This is a genomic window from Paenibacillus sp. 2TAB19, assembly GCF_052115185.1.
Lineage (GTDB): Bacteria > Bacillota > Bacilli > Paenibacillales > Paenibacillaceae > Pristimantibacillus.
The window spans coordinates 99,803-119,952 of record NZ_JBFRGE010000011.1; the positions used below are offsets into that span (position 1 = coordinate 99,803).

Here is a 20,150-nt window from a genome sequence, read left to right on the forward strand (position 1 = left end):
CCCCTCCTTCAGTCTCTTTTACTAGACTATTCTTCCGATGTGAAGTCATCGCCCAGCCACTCCGAGCTCAGCTTACCAAGCGTTCCGTCAGCCTTCAATTCCTTAATCGCTTCGTCGACGCGATCGGAAAGCTTTTGCTGGTCAGGGTCGTTTTTGCGGAACATGAACAAAATATCTGCTTCGCTAAGCGCCGGGCCAACCGTTTTCAATTCTTGCTTCGAATCGACGAGTGACAGGGTGAAGTCAGCTGCCAGGAAAGCTTCCACTCTTCCGGATGTCACTTGTTGCACGGTATCATTTGCTCCGCCGTTCTGGTAGACGATTTCAAGCGCGTTGTTGTTTTCTTTATTGTAGTTTTCAAGAATCGTTGCTTGCGCGCTCGTTGCCGTCGTCAACACTTTTTTACCTTTCAGATCGTCGAGCGACTGAACGGAATTGTTGTCTTTAGCGACAACGATTTTGTTTCTCCAATGCGCGTACGGTTCTTTGTTGAATAGGTACTTCTCTTCGCGCTCCGGATTTTTCTCCATTTCATGCGCTACGAGATCGATCTTATTCGTCTCAAGGCTTAGCAGCAAATTCGTAAATTCCAGCGTTTGAATATCGAATTCGTATTCATCCAGACGTTTGTCGATTTCGCGAATCAGCTCCACGTCGAAGCCGGTCAGCTTGCCGTTTTCATCGATAAAGCATACTTGAGGGAATTGTGTTCCCGTTCCTACAACGATCTTTGTCACTTTGCCGGCGCCGTCTGCGCTGGCCGGTTCGGCGTTGTTATCCTTGCTTCCGCCGCAGCCTGCTAAAGTTAATACGAGCACGGAAGACGCTAACAGCAATAATGATTTTTTCATTTTCTTTTCCCCCTAATAATGGTTAATTTGTTATCCTCATAATTCCTAGTGGATAAGTAAGGATTAGTGTTGCATTCACTTTATCACCTGGCTCGCCGACTCGTCAATGCTATTGCTAATAGAGATATTCTATATGTCGATTCAACAATTCAATCTTTGGTTTCCGACATGCAGAACGCCCGCAATCCTAGTAGGATCAACGGGCGCACTCTTATTAAGATATAGCGGAGAGGCTAGGCTTCGCCTCGAACAAACTTCTGCCTATATCAATTATTTCAGTAATGATTTCGGCAAACTCGCCGTGCTGTGCAATCAAATTCGTCTGCAGAGATATGCCGTCGGCCTCGGGAACGCTTATTGCATGCAGCTTCCCTTCGCGTACTTCCTGCTGCGCGCATAGACCGGGCAGAAAGCCGATTCCCGTCTTGCGGATGACCAGCTTCTTGGCCATCTCCGAATTATCGGTATGAATCCGAATATTCGGCGACTTCTCCAAATGCTCGAAAATCCGATGAATGCGGAGCCAATCCATCGAGCCGCACTCGAAGAAAACAAGCGGTTGCTCGGCGACTTCTTCAATGGTCGGATTATGATTATGAATGAACGGATGACCATCGTATGCATAGAGACGAATGGGATCCTCGTAGAACTTCGTCGACTGCAGATTCGGATGCGAGATGTTGCGAACGAATCCGATATCGACCTCTCTGCTTAACACCTTGCTTACGATTTCGTCGGTCGTGCCTGTCGTAAATTTGTAATGCGTCTCGGGAAACCGTTCCTTAAGCCGCGGAAGCAGCTCTGGAATGATATAGTTGGATACCGATACGGTGCATCCGATCCGCAGCTCGCTAAGCTCCGACTTCTTCTGATTCAGATGAAGCTTCCCCTTTTGATAAATCATAAGGAGCTGCTGGGCGTAAGGCAGAAATCGTTTCCCGTCCTCAGTCACCTGAGCCTGCTTGCCCTGACGATCGAATAATCGGCAATCAAGCTCCTGCTCCAACGATTTGATCCGGGCCGTTACCGACGGTTGGGACAAATAAAGCGCCTCGGCCGCTTTGTTGAAGCTCCCGCAGTGAATGACATATACGAACGCTTCAATATTCTCAATATTCATGCCGAACCTCTCCTTGCCATTACCGTTTCACACGACGTTAATCCCAACTATTTAACTGTGTTTTATTAGGTTTAACGTAACAGACATCTTCTCATCTGTCAATTCCTCCACTCGTTTAATTGCCCTACGGTTTACGAACAGGCAATTTCCGACTGCTATCGCCGGTTAATGTGCAATTCTGCGGCACTGCCTCGCCATGAATCAGCTTCGAATCGATAAACTCGACAACCTCCTGCAGCGAAGCGATCTGGCTCTCAATCTTCCGCTTATGGTTCACGATCCTATCGTGAAGCTCTGGAAAATCCATAAGATCGGAACGTGTCGTCAAGCTTAGGAACGGCTTCATCTCATCTAGCGACATACCCGTTTTTTTCAGGCAAGATCAAGGCAGCAAGGTACTTCAGCTCGTCAGCTCCATCTACGAAGCGGAGTTTGCCGCAGGACAAAAAAACGAGAATAAATAAAGGAAGAGGGGGGCGACTCGCCCCCCTCTTCTCGCACCAACGTACTATTGCCCCTCTGGGCGCCCTTCCAAATCTTTCACGAACGCGCTGGTCGGCACTTGCTTCTCGTCCTTAAGCGTTCCGAAGATTGCATCCACGAACGGCGTCGATACGCCGTACCAATAGTTCTCGTTCTTGAAGTGATGCAGCAGATGCGTCTTCTTCACCCACTTGCCCAGCCTCGTTCTAGGCTGCATCGGACGGTGGGCGACGTAATGCTTCCATTCGTACATAAGCAGCATCGTAATTAGTCCCGCAGCGAACGCGGCGGAAGCGTCTGGCAAACCTGTTATAAGATAAAATACGCCAACGAACACGACTAAGTTCGGCAAGCTGTACCAGAGCGGCAGGAATAGCAGCTTCAAGTCGCTCGGATGTGTATGATGATCGTAATGTAAGCGCTTGAGCAATCTCAAAAACGTAGAGTTGCGGGGCGCCTTCAGATGAAAGAAGAACCGATGCGTCATATATTCGCTGAACATAAACCCAACGAGACCCGCCCCGAAGCAGATCAGACTTCGAATGCCCACTCCGAACAACGCCAGATGCGCCCCAACAAGCACCAGCAGCAGCACGAACATAACCGTAATATCCGTATGAAGAAAAAAATCTTTGTACAACCGCGCTCTCGCCATCGTCCCGCTCACCCGCTATCCACAAATTAGACTGCACTATGATTGCAACACAGCCGCCCAAGAGTGTCAACGATGAATATCGCGAAAGCTTATTTGATTCTAAATGTTACCGCTCCGAAGCGACTCACGAGCAGTAGGGCAATAACCAAGTATAACAGCAGCAGCGTCAGTGCGATAATGGCTAGTGTTGCGATCGGAGGACTAATGACGAATGCGACCGCGCATACGGCAGAAAGCATCATGTTCACAATAAGGAACAGTGGATTCCTTGCATTCATCTCCGTCGTATACGGCTGCAGCAAATAGTAAAGCGTCATATGATGGACCGATATTAGCAGAGCCATAGCAAGCAGCAATATCCATAACGCGATCAGCTCGCTTGTATTCGGCAAGCTGCCGGTGAACGTTGCCGCAATCGTCAGCACTGCGCCAACCGCGACCGACAGCAGCAAATTCATGCCGGACAGCCTGGCGAGACGCAGCACATAATGCTTCCGTACCGCTTGCCGGTAGAACCCGTAGCGCATAAGCGGCATGTCGCAGTTGTAGAATAGAGCGCGGCATAGCTTCTCACCTACGAATACGCTAAAAGCGAAGTACGGCACGAACCTCGCCAGCTCGGTCAATGTTGCTCCCTCACCGATTAACGCTAGCGCCAAAACGGCAATCGCGCTCACGCTAACGCTGATCGCGAGCCGATTCCATAGCGGCTTCCTAACGAGACGACGATGACGGCGGAAAAATAGCCGGTTCAAGTAATCGTAGCCGTCCGAGTCTGCACGAGGAAGCGCCGCCCCATCGGTGCGGAAGGTCTCTTCTTCCGTCAGATCATCGGTCTTCATCGCTACCTCTGCCTTCCGCGAATCAGCCATGTATTGACCGAGATTAAGCAGTGGATCATCCCGCTTCGTCGCCGACTCTACCGCCTCCGGGTAGCGCTTATAGCGCGCGAGCAGCAGCCCAGCCGTTATACCCGATGCGATAACGAGCAAAACAATCGGTAGAAACAGCAATATCCTCCCATAAGCAGGCGAGACGCCGAGCAGAGGCAGTCCATAGGCCAGCGCACCGCCGGCAAAAATGCTTGACCAGACAAGCAGAGTGCTTCGAATGATGATTTTGCCCGTATGTTCGAATACGACTAAATGCGTCAACTCGGCAAGCAGCCTCCAGCCCGTAATAACAGCTGCAACGAGCACGCCTTCAATCACCGTTCCTCCTAGCACCGCCATGAAGAACGACAGCATGATTGCAAAGGATAAGAAGAATTGCGTATACCGCATCGTTAAAGTGACCTTCATGTATGCCGTTGCCGAGATACGAAGCAGCTTCACGGCAACATACTTGTCGCGCTTCGGCTCGAGCACTCGGGCATTCCATATGCTTGCCGTCAGGAAGCTAAGCGGCAACAATATGGCTAGAAACAACTCTAGCGAATGAAGCTCCGGATTGCGCTCGTTTATCGCCATCGCCGGCATGAACGCCATAAGTCCAAGATATATCCCTTTGTTAAGGACCGCCCATAGCAGCTGTGCAATAAGAACGAGCCAAGCGATAGCCCGCTTCCATTCCAAGCTGCCGTATAGCGACTCCGGTATGGCGCGGCCGACAAGCGGCAACCGGCGCAAGTAATAAACCGTACGATTGAGGAAGGAAGAGACCGATACGTCTAGCAGCAGCCGATACGCCTTAAGCATGGGTCGGATCGTCCTTCAGCAGCTCAATGACTTCACGTTCGAATTCCGGACTGTGCATCAGCTCGGAAGGCACCGATGTCAGCTGACCATTGTTCAGCACAACCAATTCGTCGCAGAGATCGGTTGCCAGCTGCAAAATATGGGTCGAAAAAATAAGAATATGTTCACTTTTCATTTCACGCAGCATATTTTTCATTTCTAGCGCTACAATCACGTCGAACGACGTCAGCGGCTCATCTAGAAGAATGACTGGCGGCTTCGCAATAAGGAACAGCAGCATTTGCAGCTTGTTCTTCATGCCGTGCGAGTACCCCTTGATCAGACGATGGCGATCCTCTCGGCTCATGCGCATCCGATCGAACCATTCGTCAATCTTAGCATCCTGACGCTTCATGCTTGGATTCGCAGCCAGGAAGAACTGGACGAATTCATAGCCCGTAAGGAACTCTGGCAAAATCGGCATCGAATACACATAACCGACATCCGTCTCCGTCAGCTCCCGCTTCACGCCATCCTGCTCCAGCCAAGTTTTGCCGCCATCCGTCGCAATTTCCCGGCTCAAGCAATTGAAAAGCGTCGTCTTGCCCGCACCGTTGCGTCCTAGCAGACCGTATATCTTACCTTGCTCGAATGAATATTCCACGCTTTGCAATACTTGCTTCGCATCGAATGTCTTGACGATTTGATCCAAAATAAGCCGCACCGCTTATCCTCCCCTGTACTTCTTCCATATGATTACTTATTAGGCATACGGGGTATGTACGCACAGCTTGCGTGCAAGTTTCGCTAAATTCCATAAAACCAGAGAGACAGCGCCACATAACCGTTTCCGATCGCCGGAACGGTTTTTGTCATGCGTACATATGGTATACGGTAGGTCATACGCCTACAATCCGAACATGCTTGCGCGCATACGAAAGGCAGGGAATCAAGTGGCTGTATCTTATATGGACTTCACTTCTCCAACCGTACAATTTACTTATGATCTACGTAATAATAATACGTTTACGAAAGACAATCGCAACTACATCAATACGTTGTCGATTAATCAACTCAATACGCTAGGAAATGTATCGCTTCTGGACATCTTCCTTAGCACAGGCAATGTGGTCGAGCCGCATACTCACCAAAATGCATCCGAGCTCGTCTATTGCATCACCGGTTCAGCCGTCGTATCGCTCATTAATCCGTTCACGAGCAAACTGCTTAATTATCCGATTCAACCGGGTCAAGTGGCCAACATCCCTCAGGGCTGGTGGCATTATGAGATCGCGACCGTCGACAATACTCATCTGCTCGCCATCTTCGATGCTCCGATACCGGAATTCATCGGTGCTTCCGATATGCTGCGCCTTACTCCAGCCAGCGTACTCGCCCACACGTATTGCTTAAATGAAGAGCTTGTCGAAGAGGCGCTTGCGCCAATTACGAACACCGTCGTCATCGGCCCGCCTGCCAATTGCAATAATAATCAAGTACAAGGCGCCGCTACCGGCAACGTCGCTCATACGAATCAATCGATGCAAAGCCAGTTCGTACCGAGTCAAGGCAAAAAGGTTTATTTGCACCGCGACGAGCAGCCGCCTTATCCGCAGTATCATCCTGTCATCGGCAACGGCTGGAATTACCGTTAATTCGTTTTTAAGGTCAAAAAAGACGGTTATTCTCAAGCGTCCTTACGGATGCTTGATGAATAACCGTCCTTGTCATGTGCTCTTACTTCAACGTCTCGGCAACTTCAAGCGTGCGCTTGTTCCATTTTTCCGTTTCCGGAATCAATCGGTTGATGTCGGCGCCGTCGAAGATGATTTCGTTCAAAATATTGTTCCAGTTGTATTCGCCCCAAGCCGGAATCGTTACGCCCGGTTGAATTTTCGCGTTTTCTTTCGCGATCTTCACGGCTTCTTTGTTTTTACCTTGCCACATTGGCGTTTCGTCATAATAAGCCGTCAATTCTGGATCGATAACCGAAGCGTTCGCGCCTTGGTCGATCTTCCACTTTTGCGCTTGTTTCGAGAATTGGAACGCGATCCATAGGAACGCTTCTTCCTTATGCTTCGAGCCTTTAAGCAAGGACATTGGGCCATAGATGCTGTATCCAGGCTGGCTGACTTTACCTTTAGGGAACGGCAGTACGTCCCACTCGAAGTTTGCGTTATTTTTCAGGTTAGGCAGTACCCAGTCGCCGCCGATAGCGAAGCCTGTTTTGCCGTTGATGAATTCTCTCGTCACGTCGCCTGTTTCTGCGGCTTTTGCATTGGATTGCATCGAGCCGTCTTTCCATACGAAGTCCGACAGCCATCTTACGTCGTTCATAACTTCAGGCGTAGCGAGCAAACTTTGCGTCAAGTCTTCATTCAGGTAATGAATGTTGGCTGCATGGCCGTCAGCGATCGCTTTCGTGCTAAGCACGCGCATTTGGAATTCAGGCTGCGTCGTGAGACCGTATTCGCCAGCCACTGGATCCGTGATTTTTTTGGCGATTTCGCGGAAGTCGTCATAAGTCCAATCGTTAGCAGGCATCTCAACGCCATGCTTAGCGAGCAAATCTTTGTTAACCAAGATCCACATTGGTACGTCGACGAAAGGAACAGCAAGACGCATGCCTTTGTACGTCATCGTGTCGTAGAATCCATCAGGAAGTTGAACCGATTGGAACGTAGGATCTTTTTCGATATAAGGCGTCAAATCTTCAAGCAGTCCTGCTTGGTCGAACGTGATTAGATCGGAATCGATCCAAGTCAAGTCGGCAGGCGTACCAGCCGCTTCGAGCGAAGCAATGATCTCCATAATCGGTTGGCTGTTAACCGGAATTTGTTCGATCGTAATCCATGGATACTCTTTAGTGAACATTTCATACAATTCGGTGTAGGAGTCAGACCATGAGATCAGCTTGAGCGTAACCGGGTCTTTCTTCACCTCTGGCGCAGCAGTCGCTTCATCCGCAGGTGCTTGTGTCTCGGCAGGCGCATTCGTACCTTCGCCCGCGTTGCTGCCTTTCGAATTGTTGCCGGAGCAAGCCGTTAATACCATTGAGAACATAAGTACCAGACTTAATGCAAGGGTCAACGCGCGTTTTCTTTTCACTTCGCAAACCTCCTCGTTTTTGTGTGGGAGCCATGAGTCATCAGTTACGAGCCATGTTCGCCCCCAAATGCCTACCCCTTAGATCCTAACCGTTGTTGCTTCTTGCATCGCTGAAAACGATCCTGGAGCATCACCCCTCTCGGTGAGTCAGATTGGCAGCAAGTTAATGGACTATTCCACGATCCCCGTTCTTTCAATACCGCTTACGAACCAACGCTGCAGGAACATGAAGATAACGATCGGCGGCAAAATGATCATAAACGCGGCGGCCATTTTCGTTCCTTCCGTAATCGGATTGGTGATCGTGAACGTGTTGCCGAGCAGCGCCGGATTCAGCACTTCCTCAAGCATATTGAGTCTGATGGACAGCGGCGTGAAACCCTTCGCCAAAAACATGGACGGCTCGTAGTACATGTTCCAATACCAGATGAAGGAGAACAGGAACACGACCAAGCAGGCTGATCTCGCCAGCGGCAGCATAATGCCGAAGAACAATCTCGTCGTCGATGCGCCGTCGAGCTTAGCCGCCTCTTCTAGACTTGCGGGCTGCGACTTAAAGAACTGCAGGAAGATGAGAATGAAGAGCGCTCCCTTCAGCCCTTGCCCGAATATGGCGGGGATGAGGAACACGAAGAGCGTGTTCAGAAGCCCCAGCTTGCTGAAAATAACGTATAACGGAATAATGATGACCTGAGGCGGAATCAAAAACGTCAATATGATCAGTGCCATGAAGAGCCACTTGAACGGTAGCGCCAGCCGCGCGAGCGCATAACCGGTCATTGCGCAAATAATGACCTGTACAAGCGAGCAGCTAAGCGCAATTATTGAAGTATTCCGCAGCGCCTCCGGATACTGCAAGCCCTTGTACGCCTTCGTAATGTTCTCCCACGTCATATCGCGCGGAATCCATTTCACGGTCGGGTCAAGCAGGTCGCTGACCGTCTTGAACATCGTGCTTACCATATACAGAATCGGCTGCAAGTACAGGTAAGCGACGATCGAGAGCAGCATGTAGATGATGAGCTTGGCTAGCAAGCCGTCCGATACGCTTCTGCCGAGAACCAGCATCTTCGTTTTCTGCGCCCTGCGGCTCCAGAATATGCCGCGTACTCGCCCGTTCAGCTTCTCCAGCTCGGTTTTCATCGCAGTAATCATGAATGCATCCTCCTTGTCTTCATGCTCCGGTTGAACATCCACAGCACGATGGCGATCAGCAGGAAGATGAAGGCGAAATAGATCCAGGCGAGCGCGCTGGCATAGCCGTAGCCCGTATCGACCTTGAACATGTTCTCCCTGATATGCTCAAGAACCGGGTTAAGCGGGAACGTGAACAGGTCAATGATCGTGTACAGCACATTAAGGCTGATGAAAGGCACGCATGCCGGCAGCGTTATTTTCCAGAAACTGTCCCACGGTGATGCGCCGTCTATGCGGACCGCTTCATAGATCGTAGGAGAGATGGTTTGGAACCCGGCGATGAAGATCAGAATTTGCACGCCTGAATACCATAGAATGAGAATCGCCCGTCCAAGCACCTCCATGACGGTCTCGCCGAACTGCTTGCCGACGTACTCCTCAACAAGCGGCTGCAGGTTGTACTGCTCCAGGAACGGGATGTCGCCGGCGCCCTGCACGAACAGCTCGTTCAGCACCTGCCCGGTTGCGAAGATAACCGGAAGGAAGAACAACGCGCGGTACAGGAAGCGTCCGGGAAACCGCTGATTCAGCATAAGCGAGATCAGAAGAGCGAAGATGACGATAATCGGCACCATCAGCAGCATTTCCTGGAAGTATGTGATCAGCTCAATCGGGAAAATATTATCCTTCAGAAACGCATCGCGATAGTTTTGCATGCCGAGCCATTCGTATCGGAAGCCGCCTACCGCAACTTGCACCTTATTAAAGCTCATGAACAGCGACCAACTGATCGGGATCAGTACGAATATGGCAAAGCCGATAATCCACGGAAGCATGAACAGGAAGCCAGTGCCGTAACGTTTCCAGTGATAGAGGCGCTCTGCGCGTATTTTTGCTTTCGGTTGCACTATGCGCCAGCTCCTTTCTCAACTTCGAACGTCTTGCTGCTATAATCGACGATTACGCGCGTACCATCCTCGTACACGGTAGCGAACCGGTCTTTGGACAACTGCTCATGATCGACGATTCGTTGCGAGTGCAGACTGGCCAACGAGTCGAATGCCTTATATTCTTTCTCAATGCGATCGGTCCACTTCGAATATTGACTGCTGAACAAGAAACCTGAGTTTGTGTATTTCAGCTTCCTCGACTCATCGTAAGTCAGGTAGAAGGAAGGCACTGCTCCGTACTCAATCGCTTTGAGGAACTCATCCTCCACTTCACCGCGCAGGTTGCCGTCTCCGAATGAATAAGCGACGTAGCCATGCAGAGCGATCTGATAGAACGGTACCGTCTGATCGACCAAGAAGTCATAGCTTGATTCATGCGGCAAATTCGCAATAAAGTCCGTGTGGCCGATGACGTAATCATTGCCGCGATAGACGCTGGACTTTCCAAGCGTCTGCCGGGTGTAATCCAGCATGCCGCTATACACGTCCATCGTGTCTTTGCGGGTCATTATGCCGTCGGGATCGTAATCGTGGAACACCATTTCGCCGACCCAATTGTACAGAATGCCGGAAATGCCGATATCCTTCAGCTTATCGATTGTCTCGTAAGCCATCGCAACCGTGCGCGCCGGTTTGCTTATGAACCAGCCCTCATCGAGAAATACCGTTTCGTCGATGCTGCGAATGCCGTTCTTCTTGCMAGACAAATTGGAATTATCCGAATCGATCCATACCATGTCATCCTCGAATAGAACGTCGATGCCTTGCTGCTTCATGCTGGAAACGAACTTCTTCGCCTCCGCCTCGCCGCCGAGCGACTTCTCGATCGGGAAACGATCGTACAAATCGTAATCGCCTTGATTTTGCCAACCGTAATAAATGACGTTCATGCTTTCGACTCCACGCTTCCGCAAAGCATTAACAATTTCGGTCGCTTGAGGGAAGCTCGTTGCAGTCACATACTTGATTTGGTTATACGCTTCCGTATAATTGCCGCCCATGATTTTCAAATAAAGCGGCGTATGATCGACAGGCTTCAGCTGCTCCTTTAACTGCTCCGTTTCCGTCAGGTAATCGCGATAGGAGGTCGCCATCCCGACATAATCGGCGTCGTCTCCGTTCAGGAAACGGTACTCCAGCACGCGGTCGGTATCGAGCCGCTGCTTCTGGATCGCCTTGATCGGGGCAGCCAGTCTGCTCATCCGGTACAAATATTCCTCGCGATAGATTTGGCTAGCGAACACGTTGTACGTCGTGGACTTCAGCCCCGGCGGCAGCGCGGCGATATCGGCAGAGTCACCGCCTTCTCTAAGCACCGCGACGAAAGCGTTGTCGCCTCGCTTCATGCCGAATACCGGATAGGCGATATTTTCCCGCCATTCGCCGGAACGGCTCCAGTTGCCCGTATTCGTCAGCTCGAGACCGTACACCTGATGAATATAACCTCTCGATACGCCCGGCCGTTCGCTTTCGAAGCGGATCAAGCCGCCCGGACCGTCCGGTACGAAGATGTAACCGTCCTCTCYGGCCGCTGCCGCTCCGAAGTAAGGCAGCAAGTCGAGGGAGAACATTTTGAAATCGCCTTCCTCCTTGATCCCTTTCGTCGGGATGCGAACCTGCAGCCCTTTGTCGGTAAGCTCGTATTGAAACGACACTCCGAGCTTCTTGTCAGGGAAGGAATAAGAGACTTGCAAACCTTTATCCGTTCGAATTAACTCCTTCACCATCTTTGGATCATTTGCGTTCAGCATTTCTCTGATCGTCTGATCCTTGCCTTGCGTTCTCACGTAAGTTAGAACGAAAGGCGACTTCAGATTCGCGAGCAGCACGCCCTTAACCGTCTCGGCTGCAAGCTCCTCCTCGCTCGGATTGCTTCGCCAGCGATAACCGGTTCGGTTGTCGACCAGCGCAATCTGCGTGTTGGCCGGATCGACGTAAAGAGTGAACTTCTCGTTGCTTAGCGCCTCGGCGTAACCATCGGCTCCCGTCTCCGGCTTCCACGGCGTTCCCGTATAGAGCTCAGCCGTCTCCGACTGGTGAGTCTCGATACCCGCGAGTTCCATTGCTTTGGCAGGCGTCAGATCCTCTCCTTGCAGAACGACCGAGAGCACGATGATAACTAGCGCAAGCAAAGCGATGGTTGTCAGCTTTACGCGGAGGGACGTTCCCTTGATGAACTCAACCATAGAAAGTGACCTCCTTGTAAAGCTGATAGAAGAAATCGTATAAGTTGTAAGATAGACCGAAGACGAGGAAGGCGAAGAGCCAGATCGTACCGATCGTGAACACCGTAATCGCAATGTTCTTCAGCGATTCCAAGAAGTCGAAGTTGTGAATTACCTGCGTCATCACGATAAGCATGACGCCGATCCAGATGAACATCAGCGAATTAATCGAATCGACGAGCACTCTCTCGTCGAGCGTCACGAGATTCGACAACAGCAGAAGCGGCACCGAGAAGAACAAGTAAGGTGCGAGCGCGTACGTGCTGCCCTGAATAACCTCCCTGAACTTTCCTTCCCCGTCCTTCACGCTGCACACGAGATAATTGGCGATTATCCAAGTGATCCACGGTACAACGAACAACCCGAGACTGCTGACTAGATTAATCTGCGAAGTCTCGATCGGATTGAATAGAAATCCGGTGAAATAAAGCGATAGCAGCTTCATTCCAATCGTCGCGGCCAATATAAGAATGAGTATCCAGGAGGATACGCGAGCCTCCTTCAGCTTGTAGAACCCGTGGTACGGATGAAGCATCACATACCATAACAATCGCAAATCGCTGATTGGACGATCCCATGAAGCCGGCAACGGGTGACGCTTCAACTGCCTGCGTACCAACCGCGGCACGTACCGAATGAGCAATAAGGCGATGATGATGCCTGATGCGAGCATGAGGAAGTTATTTTGCAGCCAGTTCAGCCTTACTTGCCAGAACGCTTTGGAATAACCCTTCGTGTCGAAGGCCGTCTTCAGGAATGAGAGCGCCTCTTCTTCATTATTCTCGTGCAAATATACTTTACCGAGTCCTTGGAACGTGCCGTTGTACATGTCATTGCGAGCGTATACTTTATCCCAGTACGGCTCGCTTTGCTCGTACTTCCCGGCAAGATACAGCGTAAGCGCATTCATAACGTCGCCGCCAAACTCGGTAAGCTCGAACTTATGAATCGTTCCGGTGCGGCTGTCTGCTATCCATATATCTTTCTTGGAATCAACGCCGATAGATGTTGGAAAACCTAACACGCCGTACTGCTGCGTCTCGTTGTCGATATAGCCGAACGCGAACAACGCCTCGCCGTTCTGATCGTATAGATTGACCCGTCCGGATTCCATATCGACGTTATACAGGAAGCCGTCCGCATCGCTTGCCACGTCCACGATACCGTGACCGTTCACCAGCGTCTTGTTCTTGAGCGCGTCGACGCCGCCGGCGTTCAGCTTGCGTATGGCGCCTTGGCCGAATCCGCCCGATGTAGCCGTGAATATGAAGCCGTCCTGGTCGAGGGCGACATTCGTAATCGGCCGCGGAAGATTAGCCGTTTCTTTGAGCAGCTGCTCCTTGTTCAGGATGAGCTTCTTCAGCCAGTTCAGCACCGTCTGCTGCGCTTTATTAGCTCCGAAGAAACCCATGAACTCCCCGTCCTGATTCATGCGAAGCAATCCGTCGTAGGATGAATTCAGGTTGATGTACATGACGCCCCGGCGGTCGACAACGATCTTCGTCGGTACGAAATGACCGGTCTCCATGTAAGTGGACTCGGGTTTCTTATAATCACGGAGAAAGTTGCCTTCGTTGTCGAACACGACAATCCGTTGATTGCCAGAGTCTGCGACATAGATTATCCCTTCAGGCGTAACGAACAGGCCTTCAGGCGCGCTAAGCATGCTCTCTCCCTCATCTGCGCCGATCGTTCGCAGAACCGTTCCGTCAGGATCAAGGACGACAACCCGATTCGCCCCTTTGTCCATGACGTATACGTTGTCGTCCGCACCGACATGCAAGTCGACTGGCTCGGCGAACCTCGCGCTGTCCATATCTGCCGGCGTATAGATCGGCTGAATACGGAGGAATGTCGCTTGATTGCTGTCGTAGTAGAACGTTCGGTACGGCAACTCCGCGTGGATCGCTTCCGGAACGGCGAGCATGGAGGTCGCCGCTAGAAGCAACAACAATAACAATTTCTTCATCGTTTCGACTTCCTTTGCTGATTTGAATTACTTAATGCCGGAATGAACCATCGTCTCGAGCACCCTCCGCTGGAAGAGCAGGAAGATGATGAGGTTGGGCACGAACATGAGCAAGCCTGCTGCGGCGGCCATATTCTGCCCGGCGACACTGTTCTGAAGCCCGCTGAGCAGACTGTTCACATAGAAAGGCAGCGTTCGCATCGTCTCGTCCTGCATGAACAGCGTCGAAGTCTCGACGTCTCCCCATACGCCTTGGAACGTGAAGATCGAGATTGTGGCGATCGCGGGTACAGACAGCGGGAGCACCATTTTCGTGAAGATCCCGAAGTGGCTTGCTCCGTCGATCTTCGCCGCCTCGAGCAGCTCGCTAGGAATTTGCGAGATGAAGCCAACGAGCATGAAGACGGCAATCGGTGAGGCAAGCGCGGGCAATATATGCCCGAAATACGTGTTGTTGATGCCGATACCGCTAATGATGAGATACCTCGGAATGCCGACCGTCTCCGGCGCGAACATCAGAGACAGCGTAATGAGCGATAAGATGAGTCCCTTGAAATGGAACTGATATTTCGCAAGGACGTAACCGGCCATCGTGCTGACGATAATGACGCATGCAAGCGTTAATCCGGCTACGATAATGCTGTTGAACAAATATCTCGTGAACGGCACGGTCGCGTTCGATGCATGCAGAATGAGTGATTCGAAGTTGCGAATGGTTGGATTCTGCACGAGAAACCTCGGCGGAAACAAGAACAGCTCATTCTGCGGCTTGAACGCATGGTTCAGTATGAAAATAATCGGCAGCGACATGAACGCGGCCAGCGCGGTGAAGAAAGTGACGAGCGCTACTTGAAACGGCGTCACGCTGCGAAGTTTTCGAATCATGGTTTTACAGCTCCTCCTTGGATCCGAACAGCCGATAGGCAAATCTCATGGCGAAGTAGCTGATAAGCAGCAGCATGACCGAGACTGCCGAAGCATAGCCGAGCTCGAAACGGATAAAAGCGTAATCGTCGATATGGTTAATGATTAAATGTCCCGAATAAGAAGGCGTGATCGGCAAGCCCGTCAATTGCGTCGATATGCTGCCTGCCTTTAGCGTGCCGACAATCGACATCACGGCGCTGAACAGCATCTGCGGCTTCATCGAAGGCACCGTAATATAGAACACTTCTTGAAGGCGATTCGATATGCCGTCGATGCGGCCTGCCTCGTAAAGCTCGCGATTGACGGTCTGAAGACCTGCCAACATGGCGAGGAAGCCTACACTGAAGCTGACCCAAAGCGATACGATGATCATAATGTTAAGCAAATACTTTGGATCTTGAAGCCAAATGACCGGACTGTCGATCCAGCCCATGCCGAGCAGGAAGTTGTTCACGTAGCCGACGCGGTCGCCGCTGAACGCCGCGATCCATACGACGGACAGCGCAACGCCGCCCGCCATCGAAGGCGCATAGAACGCCAGCGTGTAATAGTCCCTGATCTTGATCGGCAGCTGATGGATCAGCCAGGCGAATAGGAAGGAAAGCACATATCCGCCTGGGCCCACAATAAGCGCGAACAGGAACGTATTCGGTATCGCTTTGGTCAGAAAAATAATATCTTGCGTGAACAAGCTAATATAGTTGTCGATCCCGATAAAATGCAGCTTCTGAAATCCGTCGTACGACGTGAACCCAAGCGTCGCGGCCATGACGACCGGCACAACGATGAAGAGCAGGAAGCAGATCAGGAACGGCGCGAGGAACAAATAGCAGAACGCGTCGCGCTTGATATCGCGCAGGAAGCGAGTCAGCTTCGCCCCAATCGCCGGTCGAGCCTTTGGCCTTGCTATTCCGGGAGTAAGCTCTGTATTCATCTGTGCTATTCCTCCCATTCGTAAGGTTGATTGATTTGCGGGATGCCGAGATCATCTCCGGCTTTAATGCCGAAGTTACCTTGTCTCCGGTTCATCTCCCTTTGCAGCGAGAGCTGCGCCTGTTCAAGCGATTCCTGAGCAGGTATGCCCTCCATTACCGTGCGGTTCCAAGCGAATTCCATTTCCCTGCTGAGGAAGTAGTATCCGGGCACGTACGGCATGTTTTTCGCCCAGCGCGCCTGCTCGCGAAGCGCCTTCAGATCATCGGATGGCCAGGAGAGCGACTTCATCGCATCGACGTTGGCCGTATTCCATCTGAATTCGATACCATAGAACGATTCGATGTCCTTAGCGTATTGCGACTGTACCTCTGCGGACGTCCACCATTGCATGAACTGCCACGCCTCGTCTTTCTTATCGCTCTTCTCCATCATCATCGCCGCCGAGATGCCTTGCGGCGACCATCTTGCCACTTCGCCGCTGGCTTGCTTCATGCCAGGCAACGGAGCGATCTTCCAGTGGCCGGTAATTTCCGGCGCAGCTACGAGAAGCTGCACGTAAGTGTTGAAGTCGGCAACGCCGATCGGAATGTCGCCGTCGCGGAAATGCTGGAAGAATGCAGGAACATCGATCGGAAGATTGTATTTCTTGTACAGCTCCGTCCAGCGCTTGAAGGCCGCTTGGCCCGCTTCGCTATCGAGATTTCCTTTTAGGCCATCAGGCGAATATACTTCCGCGTTGTTCTGGAAGAAGAGCGTTGAGAAATCGCCTTTCGGGAAGTTCATGGTCATCCCGTTCTCCTGAAGCGTCGGCAGCATATCGAATACGTCATCCCATGTATCCGGCACTTGAAGTCCAAGCCCTTCCAAAACATCGGTGCGGTAGAACAGCACCTGGAAGTTCTGCACCTCCGGCAGTCCATAGACGCYGCCGTCGTAGTACATCGATCGGTTTACGCCAGGAATGAATCGATCTTGTACTTCCTCGAAGCCCGGATAAGAGGACAAGTCCTCGACCGCTCCTCGCATTGCATAATCGGCAGGCATCGATTCGCCTAGACCGAGCGCAACGTCCGGCACATCGCCAGCGGCGTTGCCCAGTATAAGCTGGTTCGGATTCGGCATTAGGTTAATGTTGACCTGAATGCCCGTTCTTGGCGTAAAGTCTTGGTCGACCATCTCGCGTAGAAGCTCCACGTAATCGCGTCCGCGTTGCACCCATACCGTAAGCGCCCCGTCGCGATTATGCTTGCGCGTATCGTAATCCAGGTAGAACGTTCGGCCGAAGTCGGCTACGGAATAAGGGATACGCGACATCGCGCTCGCCGTTTTCAGCCCTGTTTCCGCTTCCGGCGTCCGCACCACGATATAATCCACCAACAATTGCTGATGCGTCAGCGTTGCTAGCCAAGCTCCGATATTGTTCTGAATCGTCGAGAAATCATTGATTTTGTTCGGAACCTCGTTCACGTCCTCCAGCATCACCTCGAGCAAATGCACCGAGCTCTTGATCGCTTCGGACAGATCGGAATCCTTTTTGTTCAAACCGTTAATATAGTTGCGGATATCGGCGAAGCGGTTAACGAAGCCGTTAATCTTCTGCTCGACCTCCGGATCTAGCTTCTTCATATCCCAAGTTCGCGTCGAGTCGATATTCGCATCGAACGCCGACTTGCTGTAATTGCCCGTCAACAGCCTAATTTGGCGATCGTATAAGGCCAATTGGTTCAGCGTATCCGTCAACGCCAGATAGACTGGTTGGACCAGCGAAGAGTCTGCCGTCATGCGCAGCGTGTGCGTACCCTTCTCCAGGTGGAACTTATAAGGCTCCCCCGCTTGATCGGAAAGCGTTACGATCTCGAATTCCTTGCGTGTCGGAATGCCGTAGTGCAGCATTTCCTTGAACGGCACTTCGCCGTCGATCGTTATCGTGCGATAGGCCTCGAAGCCGTTCCGGTAGTTTTGGAACGCTTTTACATCAAGCTCATACAAGCCGCTCTCCGGCACTTCGATCTGCCATTCGACCCACTCGCCAGGCTGCCTCCATCGCTGTCCGCCGAGCACGTTGTAGGTGATGCGCCCTTTCGGATCTGGCGATATATGAGGCTCAGACCAAAAGTCTGTCTGAATAGCCAAGCTGGATTTACGCTGGAATTGTTCAGCCTCAATGAGCTCGAACCATTCGGACTGCGGCTTCGATTCGGTTAAAGAGCTTTTGTATTCCTCATAGGATGGGATTGTCGACTTCGACTCGAACGAAATCCCGCGCAGCGTGACTCCCTCCCTAATTCCAATGAGCTTTAACTTATGCTCGCCTTGCTCCAGTTTATAGAGCAAAGGCTCGGAGGAAGCGGAATATACGGATGCGCCTGCCTTGTTCCAATCTGTCAGCTCTACCTGTCCCGGCCGGATTTGTTGACCGATTTCGTTGCGATCATATGGATACTTCGCATCCTTCCATAACCGTTCAAGCTCAATCCTGCTGGATTCCGCGAAAGGATAGCTTCCATCGATTTGAACCCCTCGCACGACGGAGGCATTTCCTCCTTCAAGCGCTTTGTAATCGAAGTGCAGCTCGTACCAGCCATCCTGCGGCGCCTCGAAGCTCCATTCGACCCAGCCAAGCTCGTTCTCCCAAACGAGTCCATTGCCTCCATCCGACCCCAGAACGGACTCCTCAGAGGCAGATTCATAATCAGCGGGAGTTATTGGAATCGCTTGCAACTGTTCTGCGGACTCGAAAGCTTCCGGGTATTCCAACATCAGTTTCGCGTAGGGCATTTCACCCGGCTTGCTCTCGAACGAAAGCATCTGCTCGGCGGTAACGGTAGTCGCGTACAAGGTCGGTTCGCTGCCGGATACCCAGCGGACAGCGACGACAATCAATGCAACCGCTAACAAAATTCGAAATCCTCTGCCCAGCCATTTCTTCGATTTAAGCCGAATCATCCTTCATCTCCCCCGGCTGCAAGTGACTCGCCGGACTGCTCGTCGAAGAAGTGGATCTTGTTCATGTTGAAGCTTACGAGCAGCTTCTCTTCCTTCTCGTAGTCAATCTCAGGCTCCGTCCGGCCGATTACCGTTTTCTCCCCGATCTTGACGTACACATAAGAATCGGCGCCTGTGACCTCAGTCATCTCAACAACGCCGCGCACATATTCGTCCTCAGGAAACTCGTCTTTATCAGGTCCAAGCTGCACATGCTCCGGGCGAACACCGAGAACGCAATTACGAAGCGTGCCGGGTTTCGCATTGAATTGCCCGTAATATTTCTCAGGAATTCGGAACTTAATCCGCTTGTTCAAGAAGTAATAAACGCCATTCTGACGAACGATGCTTCCTTCCAGGAAATTCATCTGCGGCGAGCCAATGAATCCGGCAACGAACAGATTGGCTGGCTCATCATAGAGTTGCCTTGGCGGTGCTACTTGCTGGATAACGCCGTCCTTCATGACTACGATCCGCGTACCCATCGTCATCGCTTCGACCTGGTCATGCGTCACATATACCGTCGTTCGTTTCAAATCGCTCTGCAGCTTGATTAGTTCCGCGCGCGTCTGCGCCCTTAGCTTGGCGTCAAGATTGGACAGCGGTTCATCCATCAGGAATACCTGCGGCTCCCTCGCGATCGCACGCCCCAGCGCAACACGCTGTTTCTGACCGCCAGACAACTGACTAGGCTTGCGATCGAGCAAATGCGATATTTCCAAAATTTTGGCTACGCGGTTCACTTTAAGCTCAATGTCATGCTTGGCTGTCTTGCGAAGCTTAAGGCCAAGCGCGATATTCTCGTACACCGATAAGTTCGGGTAGAGCGCATAATTCTGAAATACCATCGCAATGTCTCGATCCTTCGGCGATAAGTAATTAACGAATTTGTCGTCGATATACAGCTCGCCCTCCGTGATCTCCTCTAAGCCAGCTAGCATTCGAAGCGTAGTCGATTTGCCGCAGCCGGATGGACCGACCAGTACGAGGAACTCCCCCTCCTCAATGGAAAGGTGGAAATCGTTGACAGATCGAGGGCGGAAGCAGCATGGCGCTTGGCTTCACGCTTACCGAAGATGCCGTTATGGACAATGGTTATTATATGACTCGTAACCTTGACACTTATCT

The 20,150-nt window shown here is 51.5% G+C and carries 15 protein-coding genes and 2 pseudogenes; 2 read left to right on the forward strand and 15 right to left on the reverse strand.

Features of this window, described 5'->3' with window-relative positions; all coding sequences use genetic code 11:
* Positions 1-26 precede the first annotated feature (26 nt).
* The 6 genes from AB4Z33_RS07440 to AB4Z33_RS07465 all read right to left on the reverse strand — a co-directional run bounded on the left by AB4Z33_RS07440 (position 27) and on the right by AB4Z33_RS07465 (position 5,509).
* Positions 27-851 (reverse strand): transporter substrate-binding domain-containing protein, encoded by an 825-nt coding sequence (locus tag AB4Z33_RS07440; RefSeq protein ID WP_442049317.1) that lies wholly within the window; start codon positions 849-851, stop codon positions 27-29.
* Between the two features lie 214 nt (positions 852-1,065).
* Positions 1,066-1,971, reverse strand: coding sequence for a LysR family transcriptional regulator (locus tag AB4Z33_RS07445; RefSeq protein ID WP_442049318.1), 906 nt, complete (start codon positions 1,969-1,971; stop codon positions 1,066-1,068).
* Positions 1,972-2,095: 124 nt separating this feature from the next.
* The gene (locus tag AB4Z33_RS07450) at positions 2,096-2,347 is read right to left on the reverse strand and encodes a hypothetical protein (RefSeq protein WP_442049334.1); all 252 of its coding nucleotides are present in this window, start codon (positions 2,345-2,347) and stop codon (positions 2,096-2,098) included.
* Positions 2,348-2,479: 132 nt separating this feature from the next.
* Entirely contained in the window at positions 2,480-3,109 is a 630-nt protein-coding gene (locus tag AB4Z33_RS07455) for a sterol desaturase family protein (protein ID WP_442049319.1), read from the reverse strand.
* 89 nt (positions 3,110-3,198) lie between these two features.
* On the reverse strand, positions 3,199-4,806 hold the full coding sequence (locus tag AB4Z33_RS07460; protein WP_442049320.1) for a hypothetical protein: 1,608 nt from the start codon (positions 4,804-4,806) through the stop codon (positions 3,199-3,201).
* Positions 4,799-5,509, reverse strand: a complete 711-nt coding sequence (locus AB4Z33_RS07465) for an ABC transporter ATP-binding protein (protein ID WP_442049321.1) — start codon at positions 5,507-5,509, stop codon at positions 4,799-4,801. The genes AB4Z33_RS07460 and AB4Z33_RS07465 overlap by 8 nt, the downstream gene beginning before the upstream one ends.
* 229 nt (positions 5,510-5,738) lie before the next feature.
* Here AB4Z33_RS07465 and AB4Z33_RS07470 point away from each other — a divergent pair, with 229 nt between their 5' ends.
* Complete coding sequence (locus AB4Z33_RS07470; RefSeq protein ID WP_442049322.1) at positions 5,739-6,440, forward strand: cupin domain-containing protein; 702 nt, start codon at positions 5,739-5,741, stop codon at positions 6,438-6,440.
* Between the two features lie 82 nt (positions 6,441-6,522).
* Here the strand turns inward: AB4Z33_RS07470 and AB4Z33_RS07475 are convergent, their stop codons facing one another.
* From AB4Z33_RS07475 to AB4Z33_RS07515, 9 genes and pseudogenes are all read right to left on the reverse strand, one after another.
* Positions 6,523-7,893, reverse strand: a complete 1,371-nt coding sequence (locus tag AB4Z33_RS07475) for an ABC transporter substrate-binding protein (protein ID WP_442049323.1) — start codon at positions 7,891-7,893, stop codon at positions 6,523-6,525.
* A gap of 171 nt (positions 7,894-8,064) precedes the next feature.
* Positions 8,065-9,048: a carbohydrate ABC transporter permease gene (locus AB4Z33_RS07480; protein WP_337099264.1), complete on the reverse strand. Its 984-nt coding sequence runs from the start codon at positions 9,046-9,048 to the stop codon at positions 8,065-8,067.
* A complete protein-coding gene (locus tag AB4Z33_RS07485) occupies positions 9,045-9,938 on the reverse strand; it encodes a carbohydrate ABC transporter permease (RefSeq protein WP_337099263.1) in 894 nt (297 codons plus the stop codon). Before AB4Z33_RS07485 ends, AB4Z33_RS07480 begins: the two co-directional genes overlap by 4 nt.
* Positions 9,938-12,166, reverse strand: coding sequence for a DUF5696 domain-containing protein (locus AB4Z33_RS07490; RefSeq protein ID WP_442049324.1), 2,229 nt, complete (start codon positions 12,164-12,166; stop codon positions 9,938-9,940). The genes AB4Z33_RS07485 and AB4Z33_RS07490 overlap by 1 nt, the downstream gene beginning before the upstream one ends.
* On the reverse strand, positions 12,159-14,174 hold the full coding sequence (locus AB4Z33_RS07495; protein WP_442049325.1) for a YIP1 family protein: 2,016 nt from the start codon (positions 14,172-14,174) through the stop codon (positions 12,159-12,161). Before AB4Z33_RS07495 ends, AB4Z33_RS07490 begins: the two co-directional genes overlap by 8 nt.
* Before the next feature lie 27 nt (positions 14,175-14,201).
* Positions 14,202-15,059, reverse strand: coding sequence for a carbohydrate ABC transporter permease (locus tag AB4Z33_RS07500; protein WP_442049326.1), 858 nt, complete (start codon positions 15,057-15,059; stop codon positions 14,202-14,204).
* Between the two features lie 4 nt (positions 15,060-15,063).
* Positions 15,064-16,035 carry a carbohydrate ABC transporter permease gene (locus AB4Z33_RS07505; protein WP_442049327.1) on the reverse strand — a complete coding sequence of 324 codons (972 nt, stop codon included), beginning with the start codon at positions 16,033-16,035 and terminating at the stop codon, positions 15,064-15,066.
* 5 nt (positions 16,036-16,040) lie between these two features.
* Positions 16,041-18,983, reverse strand: coding sequence for an extracellular solute-binding protein (locus AB4Z33_RS07510; RefSeq protein ID WP_442049328.1), 2,943 nt, complete (start codon positions 18,981-18,983; stop codon positions 16,041-16,043).
* A pseudogene (locus tag AB4Z33_RS07515) lies at positions 18,980-20,053 on the reverse strand (ABC transporter ATP-binding protein); the annotation flags it as partial. The gene AB4Z33_RS07510 and the pseudogene AB4Z33_RS07515, both read right to left, overlap by 4 nt.
* Here AB4Z33_RS07515 and AB4Z33_RS07520 point away from each other — a divergent pair.
* A pseudogene (locus tag AB4Z33_RS07520) lies at positions 20,050-20,150 on the forward strand (molybdopterin cofactor-binding domain-containing protein); the annotation flags it as partial. The pseudogenes AB4Z33_RS07515 and AB4Z33_RS07520 overlap by 4 nt on opposite strands.

Excerpts from the sequence above, each read along its gene's own strand:
- AB4Z33_RS07440 (WP_442049317.1), bottom strand. The coding sequence starts at position 851 with ATGAAAAAATCATTATTGCTGTTAGCGTCTTCCGTGCTCGTATTAACT.
- AB4Z33_RS07445 (WP_442049318.1), bottom strand. The coding sequence starts at position 1,971 with ATGAATATTGAGAATATTGAAGCGTTCGTATATGTCATTCACTGCGGG.
- AB4Z33_RS07455 (WP_442049319.1), bottom strand. The coding sequence starts at position 3,109 with ATGGCGAGAGCGCGGTTGTACAAAGATTTTTTTCTTCATACGGATATT.
- AB4Z33_RS07460 (WP_442049320.1), bottom strand. The coding sequence starts at position 4,806 with ATGCTTAAGGCGTATCGGCTGCTGCTAGACGTATCGGTCTCTTCCTTC.
- AB4Z33_RS07480 (WP_337099264.1), bottom strand. The coding sequence starts at position 9,048 with ATGATTACTGCGATGAAAACCGAGCTGGAGAAGCTGAACGGGCGAGTA.
- AB4Z33_RS07495 (WP_442049325.1), bottom strand. The coding sequence starts at position 14,174 with ATGAAGAAATTGTTATTGTTGTTGCTTCTAGCGGCGACCTCCATGCTC.
- AB4Z33_RS07500 (WP_442049326.1), bottom strand. The coding sequence starts at position 15,059 with ATGATTCGAAAACTTCGCAGCGTGACGCCGTTTCAAGTAGCGCTCGTC.
- AB4Z33_RS07505 (WP_442049327.1), bottom strand. The coding sequence starts at position 16,035 with ATGAATACAGAGCTTACTCCCGGAATAGCAAGGCCAAAGGCTCGACCG.